Consider the following 15502-nt stretch of genomic DNA (forward strand, 5'->3'; position numbering starts at 1 on the left):
GCGGTGGCCCCGCCGCGTCCCAAGTCTTGGGTGAGGCGCCTGAGGAATAGTGTCCGTGCGAAGCCTCGTCCGGGTGTTCGGTCTGCTGCTTCTTTTCATCATGCCCTCGTGTGCTCGAGAGCAGACGGACCCGCTGCGCCTCGGCACCTGCCTCTGGCCTGGGAGCGAGCCCCTCTTCCTCGCGCGTGAGCTCGGCTTCACGGACGACCGCTCCGTCCGCATGGTGGAATACGCCACCCTGGGTGAGATCAACCGGGCCTTCCGCAATGGGGTCATCGACGCGGCCCTCATGACCCTCGACATGGCGCTCACGCTCCAGCAGCACGGCTTCGAGCCGCGAGTGGTGCTCGTCCTGGACTACTCGCACGGAGGCGATGCCCTCATGGCGCGGCCAGAGGTGCGGGGGCTCGAGGAGCTCCGGGGGCGGAAGGTGGCGGTGGAGGATCTGACGACGAGCCCGTATGTGCTCGGCCGGGCGTTGGCGCAGGCGGGGCTCCAGCCCTCGGACGTCCAGATCGTCCGGATACCGGTGGATCAGCAGGTGCGCGCCTACGAAGCGGGACGTGTGGACGCCGTGGTCACCTTCGAGCCCTTCGTGGACAGGCTGCGGCGCGCGGGGGCACACGAGCTCCTCGACAGCAGCGCGTTGCCGGAGGAGATCATCGACGTGCTGGTGGTGCGAGAGGATCGCCTCGAGCGGTACTCCCGTCAGGTGGAGCACCTGCTCCAGGGATGGTTCCAGAGCCTGGAATATCTGCGGCGCTCCCCGGACGACGCGGTGGCCCGGATGAGCCCACGTCTCGACATGAGCCCCTCGGAGTTCACCACGGCCCTGCGGGGCCTGCGGCTGCTGTCCCTCGACGAGAACCGCGCCCTGCTGGGAGCCCCCTCTCCCGCGCTCGTCGAATTGGCGCGGCCCCTGCAACGCTTCATGCTGGCACAGGGGCTGATGCAGGAGCCCATCCAGCCCGAGGAGATGCTGGATGCTCGATTCCTCGAGGAGGTTCGGGAGGACGGGAGATGAGGCGCTCCCGGGACCGCCAACCCGGAGACCGTGCGAGGAGAGGCCGGGGTCTGCCCCCCCTGCGCATCACCCTCCCGCTGGTCCTGCTGATCTTCGCGGCGACGTTGGGCCTCTACGACCTGCGGCAGAGCTCGCGCGTCACCCTCCAGCAGATCGAGGCGTACACCCTCGAGGGGCTCACCCATCGGCTGGGAGAGAAGCAGGCTCACCTGGAGCTGCTCCTGCGAATGCGGGACCTGGAGCAGACGCAGGGGGAGATCGCCAGCCTGGGGACGGATCCCCATATCCAGACGGCCCTGCTCATCGACGAGACCGGCACGGTGGTCGCCTCGACCCGGCGCATCGAGCTGGGCCGGCCGGCCCGAGCCCTCCACCCCGAGCTGTACTCCGGGGATGCGGAGCACCGGATGGAGATGGCCCGCCAGCACCTCGCCGCGAGTGTCCGGGTGACCCCCGAGGGTGGAGCCCTGGTGGGCTGCTACCCCGTCCTGGGGCCGCCACACCCGGGGATGCTCTCCCCCCCGGCGGTCTGGCTCCTGGTCGTCGAGCGGGATCTCACCACCCTCAAGGTGCAGGGACTCCAGCAGGTGCGGCTGGGCGTGATGAAGCGCAGCCTGATGATCGGCCTGCTCGCGGGGCTGCTCTGGCTCTTCTCCTACTTCGCCCTCACCCGGAGGGTGGACCGGCTGGTCGCCGCCACCCGGAGCATCGCCACGCGCGACTGGGAGACGCGCTGCGGGCTCACCGGGCGCGACGAGCTCGCCCAGGTGTGCCAGGCCTTCGACGACATGGCCGATCATCTGCGCACGACCCAGTCCCAGCTCGAGGAGAGCGAGGCCCACGTCCGGTTGCTGCTCGACTCGACCGCGGAGGGCATCCTCGGAGTGGACCCCGACGGGTGCAGCACCTTCGTCAACCGCTCCGCCGTCCGGATGCTCGGCTATTCGGATGCGAGCGAGCTGCTGGGCCGCGATGCGCACGGGACATGGCACCACACCCGCGCGGACGGCACGCCCTACCCCGAGAGCGAGTGCCCCATCCTCCGGGCACTGAAGACCGGCACCCCGTACCACACCACGGAGGATGTCCTCTGGCGCAAGGACGGCACGAGCTTCCCGGTGGAGCGCTGGTCCCATCCCCTGCGCCTGGACGGCAGTCCGGTCGGCATCGTCTCGACGTTCATCGACATCACCGAGCGCAAGCGCGCCGAGGACACCCAGCGCGTCCTCCTCGAGGCCAGCACGCAGCTGGCGGAGCTGCTCGACGAGACGAGCACCCTGGAGCGTGTGGCGCGGCTGGCCGTGCCCCAGCTCGGCCAGTGGTGCGTCATCGACAGGGTGGACGACGCGGGGCGGATCCACCGCGCGGCCCAGGTGCACCAGGATCCGACCCGGAAGAGGTTGCTGCGCGAGCTGACGGAGCGCTACCCGCCGGGCTGGAACACGCTCCAGCCCACCGTGCACGTGCTGCGCACCGGCAGGCCGCTGCTCGCGACCGAGGCCACCCGGGCCCTGTTCCATACCGGCGACGCCGACGCGGAGTACCCGGAAATGCTGCGGCGGATGGGCGCGAGGACCGCCATGGCCCTCCCGCTCTCCGCGCGGGGGCAGACGCTGGCGGCCATGCTGCTGGTGTCGGACAGACCGGGTTTCGAGTACGGCCCCCATGAGCTGTCACTCGCCGAGGAGCTGGCCCGGCGCGCCTCGGTCGCCATGGACAACGCCCGGCTCTACCAGCAGTCCCAGGAAGCGGTGCGCCTGCGCGAGGACTTCCTCTCCGTGGCCTCCCACGAGCTGCACACCCCCCTCACGCCCCTGCGCCTGCACCTGCAGACGCTCCGGCGCGCGCTGGCCGCCAGCGCCGGCGGAGCGGGTGCCAGCCACCTGATGCCGAAGGTGGACAAGGCGCTCGAACAGGTGAAGCGCCTGTCCCAGCTCGTCGATGATCTGCTCGACGTCTCCCGCCTCACCTCCGGCCGGCTCCGCCTGCAATTGGAGGAGGTGGACCTGGTGGAGCTGACCTGGGATCAGGCCGAGCGTTTCTCCGAGCAGGCCAGCGCCGCCGGCTGCCAGCTGCTCGTCACCATCGAGGGGCCCACCGTGGGTCACTGGGACCGGATGCGCCTGGAGCAGGTCCTCACCAACCTCGTCATCAACGCGCTGAAGTACGGCGTGGGCCGGCCGGTGGAGATCCACGTCGCCTCGTCCGGTGGGAGGGCGCGCTGGAGCATCCGGGACCACGGCATCGGAATCGCCACCAAGGACCTCGGGCGCATCTTCGAGCGTTTCGAGCGGGCGGTCTCCACCCGGCAGTACGGCGGACTGGGGCTGGGCCTCTACATCTCGCGCGCCATCGTCCGCTCGCTCGGCGGAGACATCCACGTCGCGAGCCAGCCGGGAGCCGGCTCCGTCTTCACCGTCGAGCTGCCGCTCGAACCCGCCCGGGACTCGCGAGCACCCGGCGCCCCTCCACCGGAGCTCCACGCGGGGAGCCCTTCCGCGCCTGGACCCTGAGCGGGTCCGCCCCGTTCATCGTTCGACGCCTTCCTCCCGCACTGGGTGGGAGGAGCGGGGCAGGCGCACGGTGAAGGTCGAGCCCTTCCTGGGGCTGCTCTCCACCTGGATGATACCGCCATGCATCTCGACGATCTGCCGCACGATGTAGAGCCCCAGTCCGAGCCCACCGTAGTGCCGTGAGGACACCGCCCGCTCGAACCTTCCGAAGATGAAGGGCAGACGCTCGGGGGCGATACCGATGCCCTGATCCCTCAGCGTGAGCACGGCCGAGCCCTCCTCGAGGGCCACCGTCACCTCGATGGGTGCCGCCGCGCCATACTTGATGGCGTTGTCGAGAAGGTTCGTCACCACCTGCTCGAGCCGGAAGCGATCCCACCGGCCCACCACGGGGGTGTCGGCCCGCAGCGAGAGGGGCGTGTGCGTGCGCGCCAGCACGCCCTCGAACTGGGCCACCACGTCGCGGACCACCTCCGAGAGATCCAACTCCTCCAGATCGAGCTGGATGTGATGGGACTGCAGCCGCGAGACATCCAGGAGGCTGTCGATGAGCAGGGTCAGGCGCCTGCCCTGCCGCTCCACCCCTTCCAGGGAGGCGGCCACCGTCTTCCACGCGGGCTCCTTGCCACCGCGGGCGAGCCGGAACAGGCGCTGGATGCCCAACCGCAGCGCGGTGATGGGCGTGCGCAACTCGTGCGAGGCGATGGAGAGGAACTCGTCGCGGGCCAGGATGGCCTCCTGGGATTCCCGGTAGAGCCGGGCGTTGTCCAGCGCGAGCGCTGCGCGCCAGGCCAGATCCCCGGCCAGCATCACGTCCTCGTCCCGGTATCGCCGCGGATCCCCCGAGGCGAAGGTGAGCGCCCCCATGGTCCGCCCCCGGGCCACCAGGGGCACGCAGAGCGCCGAGCGCAATCCCAGCTCCCTCACGGACTCCTGGTGCGCCCCCCCATGGTCACACAAGGGCAGCACCCCCTGCTCTCCGTCCGGCGCGGTGAGCACGAGCGGATGCCGGGAGCGGATGACCTCCGCGATGCCCCCCGGCGCCTCCACGTCCGGCACACAGGCCTCGAGCCGCCGGGCGATGGGCTCCCTCGAGGGCTCGGCGTGGGCCATGGCCACCCGGACGGCGCGCGAGTCCTCCCCCATCAGGTCCACCGCGCACCACTCGCCCAGGAAGGGCAGTCCCAGCCGGGCCACCGTCGTCAGCGTGGCATCGTAATCCAGCGAGTCGGCCAACACGCGGCTCGCGGACGACAGGAACTCGGAGCGACGCCGCGCCTCCTCCGCGGCGGCGCGGGCCTGCTTCTCCTGGTGCAGCAGCCGATCCCGCTCCTGCTCGGCCAGGCGGCGGCGGGTGATGTCGCGTCCAAGGATGACGAGCCCCTTGCGCTGTCCATTGGGGTGGTACAGGGGGACCTTGGAGACATCCACGATGCGGGAGCCTCCACCCGGCTGGGGAATGATCTCCTCCTGGCGCGTGGGGCCTCCCGTCTCCCACGTCCGCTGATCGCTGCGGTAGCAGGCGATGAACGCATCCCGGTAGAAGTCGTCGAGCTTGGAGAGCTCGAGGTCCGTCAGGCCCTGGTATGCCGAGCGCGGCAGGCGGAAGAGCTGGAGTCCCGCGTCGTTCGCCTCGAGCCAGCGGCCCTCGCCATCCTTGAGGTAGATGGCATCCGAGGTCGTCTCCAGGAGCGTGCGCAGGCGTTCCGCGTTCGTCCGCAGCGCCTCCTCCTCCTGCCGCTGCCCGGTCACGTCGAACGCGAGACCGAGCGTCCCCACGCACCGGCCCTCCTCGTCGAAGGCCGGCTCGACGCGCACCTCGATGGTGCGGTGGGACCACAGGGTGTCGTAGCGCGCCGGTTCGCCCTGGAGCGCGCGGCCGTGGGCGGAGAGCGCCAGGGAGGACGCCTCACCCGCTCCGAGCACCTCGTGCAGCAGCCTCCCCTCCAGCTCCAGTCCCGGCCCGGCCAGCTCCGAGCCCGCGGTGGCGATGAAGCGCAGCTCCCGGTCGGTGAGGTACAGGAAGGCGGGCATCTGGGCGAGCATCCGCCGGAGGACCGACTCGCGCTGCTGGAGCTCCTCCCTGGGCAACAGGAGACCCCTCATGGGCTGCGTCACTCCCGTCAGCTCCTGGACCTGTCCGGTCCCATCGCGAATCCCCCGGAGCGAGGTCAGGCACCACTGGGGGCTCCCGTCCGCCGTGACGGGCCGGTGGACGCATCGCCGGGCCCTCCCATCCGCCGCCACGGCGCGCAGCGTCTCCAGCGTGTGCTCCCGGTCCGCGGGATGCACGAGGTCCGTCAGGAACACGGGGTGGAGGCTGGCCAGTGCCTCCTCGGGTTGCCCTGAGAGCCAACGGGAAACGGGCTCCACGGAGAGGAGGCGTAGGCTCTTCGCGTCCGCCTTCCAGCAAATGGGGGAAGGTAAGTGGGGCTCGAGGTGTGAATGCCCCCAGTCCATCTCTAACGATGAGTGCGCCACCTGTTGAAGATGGCCGCCCGTCGACGTGGCTCCACCCGACTGCCTGGCAAGCCCCAAGATGTTCTCTTCACCCTCGGGGCCAGCCCTCCTCCGCCTCCTCGGAGAGCGCGCGCAGGCCGCCGAGTGTCAGGGTGGTGAGCCGCTCGAGGTAGTCCGGCGGGGTGGCTTGCCCCGTCACGATGAGACGCCAGTAGAGCAGGGCGCCGAAGAGATCCAGGGCGAGGTCGATATCGATGTTGGGTGACAGCTCGCCCCGGTCGATGGCCCGGCGCACCAGCTCCTGGGCCCGGGCGCGCCGTCCCTGCTGGATTCCCGTGCGTACCGCCGAGGCGAGCGCGGGCGTGCGTCGCATCTCCGCGTGCAGGTCCGGCAGGATGCGCGCGATCAGCGGCCGGCGCAGCAGGGCGCGGGTCTGCTCGAGCAGGGCCACGACGTCGCCGCGCAGCGAGCCCGTGTCCGGGATGTCGACCAGCTCGATGCCCACCTCGGCCAGCAGGTCCGACACCATCTCCAGCTTCGAGGGCCAGCGCCGGTAGATGGCCGCCTTTCCCACCCCGGCGCGCTTCGCCACCGCCTCGATGCTCAGCGCGGCATACCCCGTCTTCGCCAGCTCTCGGAACAGGGCGCGGGTGATGGCGGCGGTGACGTTGGTCTGGAGGACCGCCGCTCCGGCGACCTTCCTCTCCGTTCTTCGCATGGGCTTCCCCTTCATGGCCTTCACGTTACGACGATACGCTTGCGTTCCATCGCTCATTGTCCTATTTATACGTCGGAACGGAGACGTTCCAACGAAACCGTTCCAACGTAAAGGGGAGAGATACCATGTGGATGAGTCACCAGGAAGACGCGCTCAAGAACCCCCACATCCGGCTGTTCGTGTCGGGATACCGGGCCCTGCTCGACGGGGACTTCGAGGGCTTCGCGGACATGTGGGCCGAGGACGGCTCGATGGAGTTCCCCTATGCCCCCGAAGGCTTCCCGCAGCGGCTCGACGGCAAGGCGGCCATCCGTGAGCACCTGCGGAGGTTCCCCGAGATGCTGCGCATCGACCGCTTCAGCGAGCCGGTCTTCCATCCGTCGCAGGACGGGCGGGTGCTCATCGCGGAGTTCTCCTGCGAGGGGCGCGCCGTGACCACCGGCAAGCCGTACAACCAGAAGTACATCTCGGTGGTCGAGTTCCGGGATGGGCGGATCGTGAAGTACCGGGACTACTGGAACCCGCTGATCGCGCTGCGGGCCCTGGACATCATCAAGGAGGGCTGACCATGAGCAAGCCTGGGATTCTGGTGACGGGTGGTACGGGCAAGACGGGTGGCCGCGTCGTGCGGAGGCTGACGGAGCTGGGGTGGCCGGTGCGCCTGGCCAGCCGCTCGGGGAGCGGGCCCGAGGGGGTCGAGGCCGTGCGCTTCGACTGGAACCAACCCGAGGGCCACGCTCGCGCGCTGGAGGGAGTGGAGCGCGTCTACCTGGTCGCGCCGGTGGGGGAGCCGGATCCGCTGCCGATCATGTCGGCGTTCATCGAGCGGGCGCGCGCGGCGGGGGTGCGTCGCTTCGTGCTGCTCAGTGCCTCGTCGCTGCCAGAGGGCGGACCGGCCATGGGAGGCGTGCACCGGCTGTTGCGTGAGACCGCGCCGGAGTGGACGGTGCTGCGCCCCTCGTGGTTCATGCAGAACTTCTCCGAGGGGCAGCACCAGGCCACCGTGCGAGACGAAGGGGCGCTGTACTCGGCGACGGGCGAGGGGCGGGTGCCCTTCATCGACGCCGACGACATCGCGGAGGTGGGGGTCCGGGCGCTCATCGACGAGAAGGCGCACAACACGGCGCACCTGCTGACGGGGCCTCGGGCGCTGAGCTACGGGGAAGCGGCGGGCATTCTCGGTGCGGCGCTGGGCCGGCCCGTGCGCCACGTCAACCTGTCGGAAGAGGCGCTCGCCGAGCGCTGGAGCCGCCTGGGGCTGACGCGGGACTACGCCGCGCTGCTGGCGTCCATGGATGGAGCCATTGCCCGCGGGGCGGAAGATCGGACGACCGCCACCGTCGAGCAGGTGACGGGGCGGCCTCCGAGGGACTTCGTGGACTTCGCCCGGGCCTCGGTGTCGGCCTGGCGGAAGCAGGGCTGAGCCGTGCCGGCTTCTGGGTTGCCCTGGCGGTCGAGGCCTACCGGTGGCTGTTGCCTGCCGCCGGTTTCACGGCCTTCTTCGCATACTCCGCCGTCAGCCCTTCGTAGTCGCTGAACTCCGGGAACTTCGCGTAGCTGTGAACGGCGGGCGTGCTCGCCCAGGGGAGCTTCTCGCTCGTATACGTCTCGATGAACGGGGTGAACCAGCTGGCGTCATCGAGCATCGTCGCGCGGACGTTGACGAACATGTCCAGGCCCTCGGGCCGCGTGAACATCCAGCTCATGCAGTACGGGCAGAAGTAATGACGGGGCGAGCCGTGGAGGCCTCCAATGACAGGCTCGCCCTTCGTGACCAGGAACCCCTCGGTCGGGATTGCCACACTCAAGGAGAAGGCGCTCGCGCTCATCCGCTGGCAGCCCGTGCAGTGGCAGGCCATCGTGAGGAGGGGCGGTGCGCTGATCCTCAGCCGCACCTGTCCGCAACGGCATCCGCCTTCCCAGGGAAGATTCCAATCGTTCATGAGCGGAGTACCTACCCCACTCGACGGCCCTCGCCCAGTGGGAGAGGGGGGCGGTATGTGAGGTGGAGACCGTCCCTCGGTTCTAGGACGTCGGCTCGCGCGGTGCTTCAGTGCCTTCCTGCCGTTGTCCCTCGCGCTTGGGGGATGTGTCGTCCTCCTCCTCGCTCAGGCCGCTCTTGCGAAGCACATCGTGCAGACGATCCCCGTGGGGCTTGAGAGGTGGAGGAGAGGGTTTGGGCTTTTCGTCCATGGCAACCTCCAGAGGTGAGGTGAGGGTGCTGCCTTCCACCAAACTGGGGCCGCGCCTCGTCTCGCGCCCGGCCACACCGGCCTGTCTCCGTTCTGCTGCCTGCTCCCTGGGGATGCGTCGAGCCCCTGCCCGCCGGCCCGCTCAGCGGGAACGCGCCTCCGCCTGTCCCCCCGAGCCCTACGACGGCTCGGGGGCATCTTGGATGGCGCGCACGCTCACCGGGACGTGCTTGTGGTACGGCGTGCGCGCGAGCGGATCGCAATGCTCGCTCGCCGTGAGGCGATTGAGCTGCGGGCCGTTCGGCTCGCCCCCGCGATAGCGCATGCCGTATCCGTGGGGAAGAGTGACCATGCCCGGGCGGAGCATCTCGTCGAGCTCGATGGTGACGGGAATCTCACCCGCCGCCGATGTGCAGAGGGCGCGCGCACCTTGCCGCAACCCGAGCGCGCGAGCGTCGTCGGGGTGCATCCGCATGGCACCGTCGGGGTCGGTCTTCCGCCACGCCGGGTCACGGTAGATCTGGTTCGCGTTGTATCCCCGGCGCTCACCGGCGAGCAGCACCAGGGGGTGGTTCGACGAGGGTTCGTCGCGAAGCGCGCGAAGCGCCTCGAGCATCTCGGGGATGTCGAGATGGATGCGCCCATCGCGGTGCCGGATGAACGACCACGTGTCCTCGAGCTCATGCCGGGTGACGAGGGTGCCCTCGGGGCGATCCAGAATGGCGTGGAACAACGACACGCCCAACGTGAGCCGGTTGCCCCGGTGCCCGGCGCGACGCACGGCGGCGGGCTCCCGGTTCGCCATCTGGAGGGCCAGCGCCAGGAGGGGCGCCGCCGCGGCGGGCGGAACGCGCGAGGCGTTCGCGCGCGGAGTCCGGAGCGCCCTTCCCAGGGTACGGTAGATGATGGAGGCGGCGAAGTGCCGAAGCCTGGGCTTCCTCGCCAGCATGGCGCTCATCGCCGCGAGGAAGACGAGGTGCTTCGTGGCCGCGGGCTCGCGAGTGGCGATGCGCTCCAGCAGCGGGAATGACGCCGGGAGCTCGCCCATCGCCTCGAGCAGGCGCGTATAGAGCTCCGGCTCCGGCAGAGCCTCCGCGCGCGGCGGGAACACCGGGTGGCGCAGGTGGAATGCGTTGTCCGGGAACTCGAGGTTGAAGCCGGTGCACTCCCACTTCTCGAACTGTGTCGCTGCGGGCAGGACATAGTGGGCGAGCCGGGCGGTTTCCGTCATGGCCACGTCCACGACGACCAGCAGCTCGAGCTTGGAGAGTGCTCGCTCATAGGCGGCGGTGTTCGCGCCCGTGAGGGCCGGGTTGGCGCTGTCGACGAACATCGCGCGGATGCGGTCCTCTCCCTCATGTTCGATCTCAGCCGGCAGGATGTTCGGCGGGTAGAGGCCGGCGATGGGGTACATCTTGTGATGGGCCGTGCGGGGGTGCCGGGCCTCTCGCTCGTCGGTGTGGCCGAGCAGCGGGAGGAAGAGCGAGTGGAAGTTGTTCCCGCCTCGTTTGCCGAAGTTGCCGGTGACGAGGAACAGCAGCTTCTCGAGATAGGAATTGAGCGTGCTGTGGAGGCTCTGTTGCAGGCCGAGGTCGACGCGCACGCAGGCCGTGTGGGCCTGGGCGAAACCCCGGGCAACGCGTTCGACGTCGGCGAGCGGCACGTCGGCCCGGCGTACGAAGTCCTCGACCGGAATCGCGCGCAGCTCCGCCTCCAGCGCGGCGAAGCCGGAGCAGCGCCGCGAGAGGAACGCGCGGTCATGCAGGCCCTCGCGCACGATGATGGCGAGAAGGGCCGCCATCAGGAACGCGTCGGTGCCGGGACGAAGCTGCAGGTGGACGTCGGCCAGGCGAGCGGTCTCCGTCTTGCGCGGGTCGATCACCACCATCTGGCGCGCGGGGTCCTTCTTCAGCTCGCGCAGGGTATCGCGTGCGTTGGGGATGCCGTGCGCCTGGAACGGGTTGGTGCCAATGAACAGCACGAAGTCCGCGTGCTCCACGTCCTCGGTGAGGTGGCATCGCTGGTCTCCGAAGAGCCGTCCATTGACCCAGAAGTCGCCGGTCTTCTCTTGCGCGAGGGCGCTGTAGGTGAAGCGGCTTCCCATCGCCTTCGTGATCTGCCGGCCGTAGGCGCCTCCCAGGTGGTTGCCCTGACCGCCGCCGCCGTAGAACGCGAATGCCTGCCCACCGTGCCGTTCGCGGATGGCGATGAGGCGCCTGGCGATGTCCGCCAGCGCCTCGTCCCAGCTCACGCGTACGAAGGTGCCGTCGGGCTCGCGCCGCAGCGGATGCTCGAGGAGATCCGCGTTCTCCTGATAGTGCTGCAGCCGCGCGGCCTTCTGGCAGAGGTAGCCCTTGGAGACCGGGTGAGAGTCGTCGCCGCGAATGCTCGTGATGCGGGAGCCCTCGACTTCGACGCGAAGCCCGCAGTTGCGGGAGCACAGGATGCAGGCGGTCTGCTCGGTGGTCATGGCGGGGCCCCTTGCCAGATGGATAACGAACGTTATCTCAAAGGTGGGCGAATCATCGGTCGCCTTCGCGCTCAAGAGCGCACGTCATGCCATCGCTTCGCTGTTGAGAACCGCTGACCGGCGGGCCACGACGGATGGACGCTGAGGCTCGAGGGTGGACTTCATCTCACGATGGAACCCGCTCCTGGGCCGGCGCCCGGTGGGGGGTGGCCGCGCGAACGAAACGCTCCCTCAGCCATTGGTGCGCGGGATCGTGCTGGGCACGGGCATGCCAACCCATCGCGAGGTCGAATGGCGGCATCGGGAAGGGCAGTGGCAGGAGCTCGAGGCCCGACGCGTAGCGCTGGAGAAGCCTCCTGGGGAGTGTGGCGACACAGTCCGTATCGGCGAGGACGAGTGCGACCTGATTGTAGTTCGGGACGGTGACGGCGACACGGCGCACCTTGCCATGCCGCGCGAGGACGTCGTCGATCGCGCTATGAAGGCGGCCTCCCTGGGAAACCATGACATGATTGAGCTGGCAGTAGTCTTCGAGCGTGGGAGCCTCCCGGCCTCTTGGATGCTCCTTGCGCTGCGCGAAGCAGAACTCGTCGGTGAGCAGGAGCCGGCTCTTGAGCGCTTCGGGAATCTTGGTTGAGATGCCGATATAGAGGTCGATCTCGCCACGCTCCATCCGGTAGGTCAGGTTCTCCTCGTTCGGCGCGACGAAGCTCAGACGGATACCGGGTCCGGCGAGCTCGAGGATCTCCCGGGCCACGGCGAGACCGATGATCGTGAAGAAGTTGTCGTTGAGCGCGATCGTGAAATGGTGCTGCGCCTCCCGCGGGTTGAACTCAACGCGGTTCACGACGGCGCTTTGCAGGTCGAGAAGCGCCTGGTGCAAGGCCGGCTGCAACTCGAGAGCCCGCGGCGTGGGGGCCATTCCGCGACCCGCCTCGGAAGGAACGAGCAGGGGGTCCTTGAACAGCTCACGCAAGCGGCCAAGCTGGGCGGAGAGCGCCGGCTGACTCACGTTCAGACGGCGGGCCGCACGTGTCACATTCAATTCCTCGAGCAACACGTCCAGGGAAATGAGCAGGGGCAGGTCCGCCCGCCGGATATCCATTGCGACTATACCTCCTATAAACGCGCTCGACTCACGAGGGGCGCCGAGCCGCCGTATGTATCCACCCACGTGGTTCGCACCTGGCGCCACGGCATCCCCACGGGAGAAAACATGCGTTTCCATCGACTTCTTCTCGACAGCGTAGCCGCGGTGGCGGCCCTGTTCTCCGCCGCCTTGCCACTCGCCACCGAGGCGGCGTCGCCTGCTACCGCCGGAACAAGCGTCGCCCAACGGAGGGCGCAGGTACCGGGTGTCTATCGTTACCGCGTCGGTGACTTCCAGGTGACCGCGCTGTCCGACGGCACCGTGCCGCAGGATCTGCACGTGCTCCTCCAGGGAGAATCACCCGCGGAGATCGACAAGATGCTCCACCATGCCTTCTTGAGCAATCCTGTCGAGGCTTCCATCACGGCCTTCCTGATCGACACGGGGCGCCGGCTGATCCTGGTCGATACCGGCGCCGGCGGCTTGTTCGGGCCGGGCTATGGCGGCAAGCTCCTCGGCAGCCTCAAGCTGGCGGGATACGAGCCAGAGCAGATCGACGACATCCTGCTGACGCACATCCACACGGATCACAGCGGCGGTCTCGTCAGCGAGGGCAACAGGGTGTTCCCCAATGCCACGGTGCACGTCGGCAGGGGGGATCTGGACTTCTTCCTCAATCCCGCGAACCAGGGCGGCGTCAATGGCTATGACAAGAAGTACTTCGAGGAGGCGGTCAAGACCGTTGGGCCCTACGTGAAGGCGGGGAAGGTTCATGCGTTCAGCCGGGAGACCTGGCTCTTCCCCGGCATCAAGGCCATCCCGACGCCCGGCCACACCCCCGGGCATGGCTTCTACCGGGTGGAGAGCAGGGGCGAGTCGATCACATTCATTGGCGACATCGTCCACGTGGCCGCCGTGCAGTTCCCGAAAACGGCGATCACGATTGTCTATGACGTCAGACCCAGCGACGCCGCGGCTCAGCGTGAGAGTCAGTTCGCCGCGGCGGCGAGCGACCGCGCGCTGGTGGCGGCACCGCATCTGCCGTACCCCGGGATTGGCCACATCCGCGCGGAGGAACGTGGCTACACGTTCGTGCCAGTGGACTATCGCGACCGCCATGAGCCCTGACGTCCGGGGGCCACTCAGCCCAGCCTGCGGGTGAACGTCACCGGGTCGTACTCGGAGAGCGGAAGGAAACGCAGCGGCTCCGTCGAACCGAGCGAGACGAGCCGCTGGCCATACTGTTCGAGGTAGCGGGCCCGCCCCTCGTCTCCGACATGCGCGGCGCTCCAGGCCACGAACGGGGGCAGGACGTCGAACCCCGTGAAACGCAGGATGCCGTAGTGGATGGGGAGGAGCAGCTGCTCCAGGGGGCCGAACAACCCGGCCTCGGAGAAGATGGGCTCCGAGCCCCCCGTGGTCAACGAGAGCATGGCCCGTTTCCCCCGCAGCTTCCCGGCGTCGAACCACTGGCCTCCACCGTAGATGGTCCCCATGGCGAACACCCGGTCCACCCAGCCCTTGAGGATGGCCGGGAGGGAGAACCACCAGAGCGGGAATTGGAAGATGAGCACATCGCACCGCAGGAGCTTCTCGAGCTCGGTCGTGATGGTATGGGTGACGCATGAAGAAACAGCGTGAGCTCTCGGACTTCGAGGGTGGAGCGAGCGGGACACAGCTCCCGCCACCACGCGCGAAGCAGCCCGTAGCCCCTGGACGTCGCCGGGCAACCCTCCCGGGATGACGACTTGTACGGCGGTAGGGAGGAGCACATGCGTCGGTGGATTCTGGCGGTGATGGGGTTGATGCAGACCGGGTGCTACGCCTGGGCCACGCCCCCGCTGGAGGCGCAGGTGGGCTTTGGCCCTGCCTGGGATGAGCGCTCGCGCTCGGTGCGCACCGTGCCGAGCTATCAGGCCTCCATCCCCATCTCGGGCTGGCATCCCCAGACGCCCCACCAGGGAAGCACGTGGGACGTGAAAGCGGGCTACCTCTTCCAGCCCATGCCCGGTGAGCGCCTGGTGCATGGCCCTCTCTTCGCATTGGGGATGCTGATCCCCGAGGAGAAGATGTCCCCCGGCCGCGCTGGCGGCGTCCGGGCTTCTGGTGCCGAGGGGGGCGTGCGTCTTGGCCCCATCCCCGTCAACCAGGGCGTCGTCTTCCGCCGCTACGGCGTGCATGGACAGGTGCGCGGCCTCTTCGGTGACGGCCTGGGGGTGGAGCTCGCCACCCGGTTCTCGGTGGAGTGGGCGCGCGAGACGCATGGCTCGCGTGAGGAGCGGGGCCTTCTCTTCCAGTATCGGGGGTGGTCCGGTTTCCAGGGCCTGGGGCTCTTCGTCGAGGCCAGCGCGGGCGTGCTGGGGAGCGAGCCCCGATGGGGACTCACCGCGGGGCTCTCGTTCCGCACCCCGGCCACCCTGGGCGTGGGCCTGCTCGACACCCGGAAGGCCCGGGAGCTCGACTGGGTGCGGAAGCACAACGCCCGGACCCAGGAGCAGTAGACGGAGAGGGGGGAGGGGCCGAGGAGAGCCGCTGACGGGTGCTGCCCCCGCGGTGCGGCCGCCCGAACGGACGAGCGCTCCGCGCCCGCGGTTCGGGGGCACCGCCCCACACTCTGGGGGGGGACGGTCCACACCACGGGCCCTGTCGCTCCAGGCATGAAAAGGCTCGTTCCTCCCCCGGGGCGGAGCGCCCCCCGCTGTTGGTCCAGGGCTTGCTCTGGAGCACGAACGCGGGTGACGGCAATTCCTCTCACTCGGGAATCATGGAACGTCACACCGTCTCATCAAGCAGGAAAACGCGTAACTCTTGCAATTCTGTTTCATGATGAATACCCTGACAACAGGTTGCTGTTGGAAGACACCTGGGGGTATTCGACATGAATCCTGTTTTGAAATGCGACGTGAGGATGTGGAGAGTCGCGTGGGTGTGTCTGACCTTGGTGGGCTGTGGCGACGGAGCGGTCGACCGCAGCACGCCTTCTACAGCGGAAACCGTGCCCGGCTCCGAGTCGGCCGAGTCCGCGGTCGCACCAG

Annotated in this window: 13 protein-coding genes; 6 read left to right on the top strand and 7 right to left on the bottom strand. The window is 68.8% G+C overall.

Features of this window, described 5'->3' with window-relative positions:
- Nucleotides 1-55: 55 nt before the first annotated feature.
- Together NR810_RS43895 and NR810_RS43900 are read left to right on the top strand one after the other, a co-directional pair.
- Nucleotides 56-1024, top strand: a complete 969-nt coding sequence (locus NR810_RS43895; RefSeq protein WP_257461488.1) for an ABC transporter substrate-binding protein — start codon at nt 56-58, stop codon at nt 1022-1024.
- Nucleotides 1021-3537, top strand: a complete 2517-nt coding sequence (locus NR810_RS43900) for an ATP-binding protein (RefSeq protein ID WP_257461490.1) — start codon at nt 1021-1023, stop codon at nt 3535-3537. The genes NR810_RS43895 and NR810_RS43900 overlap by 4 nt, the downstream gene beginning before the upstream one ends.
- A 15-nt stretch (nt 3538-3552) precedes the next feature.
- Here NR810_RS43900 and NR810_RS43905 read toward each other — a convergent pair whose 3' ends face one another.
- Both NR810_RS43905 and NR810_RS43910 read right to left on the bottom strand, forming a co-directional pair.
- Entirely contained in the window at nt 3553-5997 is a 2445-nt protein-coding gene (locus NR810_RS43905; RefSeq protein ID WP_257461492.1) for a PAS domain-containing sensor histidine kinase, read from the bottom strand.
- Between the two features lie 88 nt (nt 5998-6085).
- On the bottom strand, nt 6086-6715 hold the full coding sequence (locus tag NR810_RS43910) for a TetR/AcrR family transcriptional regulator (protein WP_257461493.1): 630 nt from the start codon (nt 6713-6715) through the stop codon (nt 6086-6088).
- A gap of 125 nt (nt 6716-6840) precedes the next feature.
- On the opposite strand from NR810_RS43910, the gene NR810_RS43915 reads away from it, so the two are divergent.
- On the top strand, nt 6841-7281 hold the full coding sequence (locus NR810_RS43915; protein ID WP_257461495.1) for a nuclear transport factor 2 family protein: 441 nt from the start codon (nt 6841-6843) through the stop codon (nt 7279-7281).
- Between the two features lie 2 nt (nt 7282-7283).
- Nucleotides 7284-8138, top strand: a complete 855-nt coding sequence (locus tag NR810_RS43920) for an ergot alkaloid biosynthesis protein (protein ID WP_257461497.1) — start codon at nt 7284-7286, stop codon at nt 8136-8138.
- A gap of 37 nt (nt 8139-8175) precedes the next feature.
- Here NR810_RS43920 and NR810_RS43925 read toward each other — a convergent pair whose 3' ends face one another.
- From NR810_RS43925 to NR810_RS43940, 4 genes are all read right to left on the bottom strand, one after another.
- Nucleotides 8176-8658, bottom strand: a complete 483-nt coding sequence (locus NR810_RS43925; RefSeq protein ID WP_257461498.1) for a GFA family protein — start codon at nt 8656-8658, stop codon at nt 8176-8178.
- Nucleotides 8659-8740: 82 nt separating this feature from the next.
- Nucleotides 8741-8908 (bottom strand): hypothetical protein, encoded by a 168-nt coding sequence (locus tag NR810_RS43930; RefSeq protein ID WP_257461500.1) that lies wholly within the window; start codon nt 8906-8908, stop codon nt 8741-8743.
- A 177-nt stretch (nt 8909-9085) separates the two neighbouring features.
- Entirely contained in the window at nt 9086-11377 is a 2292-nt protein-coding gene (locus NR810_RS43935; RefSeq protein ID WP_257461501.1) for a molybdopterin-dependent oxidoreductase, read from the bottom strand.
- A gap of 166 nt (nt 11378-11543) precedes the next feature.
- The gene (locus NR810_RS43940; RefSeq protein ID WP_257461502.1) at nt 11544-12482 is read right to left on the bottom strand and encodes a LysR family transcriptional regulator; all 939 of its coding nucleotides are present in this window, start codon (nt 12480-12482) and stop codon (nt 11544-11546) included.
- A gap of 111 nt (nt 12483-12593) precedes the next feature.
- On the opposite strand from NR810_RS43940, the gene NR810_RS43945 reads away from it, so the two are divergent.
- Nucleotides 12594-13595, top strand: coding sequence for an MBL fold metallo-hydrolase (locus tag NR810_RS43945; RefSeq protein ID WP_257461506.1), 1002 nt, complete (start codon nt 12594-12596; stop codon nt 13593-13595).
- A 14-nt stretch (nt 13596-13609) separates the two neighbouring features.
- Here NR810_RS43945 and NR810_RS43950 read toward each other — a convergent pair whose 3' ends face one another.
- Nucleotides 13610-14239, bottom strand: a complete 630-nt coding sequence (locus NR810_RS43950; RefSeq protein ID WP_257461509.1) for an NAD(P)H-dependent oxidoreductase — start codon at nt 14237-14239, stop codon at nt 13610-13612.
- Here NR810_RS43950 and NR810_RS43955 point away from each other — a divergent pair, their 5' ends adjacent.
- A complete protein-coding gene (locus tag NR810_RS43955) occupies nt 14240-14968 on the top strand; it encodes a hypothetical protein (RefSeq protein ID WP_257461510.1) in 729 nt (242 codons plus the stop codon).
- Nucleotides 14969-15502 lie beyond the last annotated feature (534 nt).

The organism is Archangium lipolyticum, assembly GCF_024623785.1.
GTDB classification, from domain to species: Bacteria; Myxococcota; Myxococcia; order Myxococcales; family Myxococcaceae; genus Archangium; species Archangium lipolyticum.

What these genes read in the sequence shown, in the direction of transcription:
- NR810_RS43930 (WP_257461500.1), bottom strand. Translation starts at nt 8,908, where the DNA reads ATGGACGAAAAGCCCAAACCCTCTCCTCCACCTCTCAAGCCCCACGGG.
- NR810_RS43920 (WP_257461497.1), top strand. Translation starts at nt 7,284, where the DNA reads ATGAGCAAGCCTGGGATTCTGGTGACGGGTGGTACGGGCAAGACGGGT.
- NR810_RS43900 (WP_257461490.1), top strand. Translation starts at nt 1,021, where the DNA reads ATGAGGCGCTCCCGGGACCGCCAACCCGGAGACCGTGCGAGGAGAGGC.
- NR810_RS43935 (WP_257461501.1), bottom strand. Translation starts at nt 11,377, where the DNA reads ATGACCACCGAGCAGACCGCCTGCATCCTGTGCTCCCGCAACTGCGGG.
- NR810_RS43945 (WP_257461506.1), top strand. Translation starts at nt 12,594, where the DNA reads ATGCGTTTCCATCGACTTCTTCTCGACAGCGTAGCCGCGGTGGCGGCC.
- NR810_RS43925 (WP_257461498.1), bottom strand. Translation starts at nt 8,658, where the DNA reads ATGAACGATTGGAATCTTCCCTGGGAAGGCGGATGCCGTTGCGGACAG.
- NR810_RS43905 (WP_257461492.1), bottom strand. Translation starts at nt 5,997, where the DNA reads ATGGACTGGGGGCATTCACACCTCGAGCCCCACTTACCTTCCCCCATT.
- NR810_RS43955 (WP_257461510.1), top strand. Translation starts at nt 14,240, where the DNA reads ATGCGTCGGTGGATTCTGGCGGTGATGGGGTTGATGCAGACCGGGTGC.
- NR810_RS43910 (WP_257461493.1), bottom strand. Translation starts at nt 6,715, where the DNA reads ATGCGAAGAACGGAGAGGAAGGTCGCCGGAGCGGCGGTCCTCCAGACC.
- NR810_RS43915 (WP_257461495.1), top strand. Translation starts at nt 6,841, where the DNA reads ATGTGGATGAGTCACCAGGAAGACGCGCTCAAGAACCCCCACATCCGG.
- NR810_RS43940 (WP_257461502.1), bottom strand. Translation starts at nt 12,482, where the DNA reads ATGGATATCCGGCGGGCGGACCTGCCCCTGCTCATTTCCCTGGACGTG.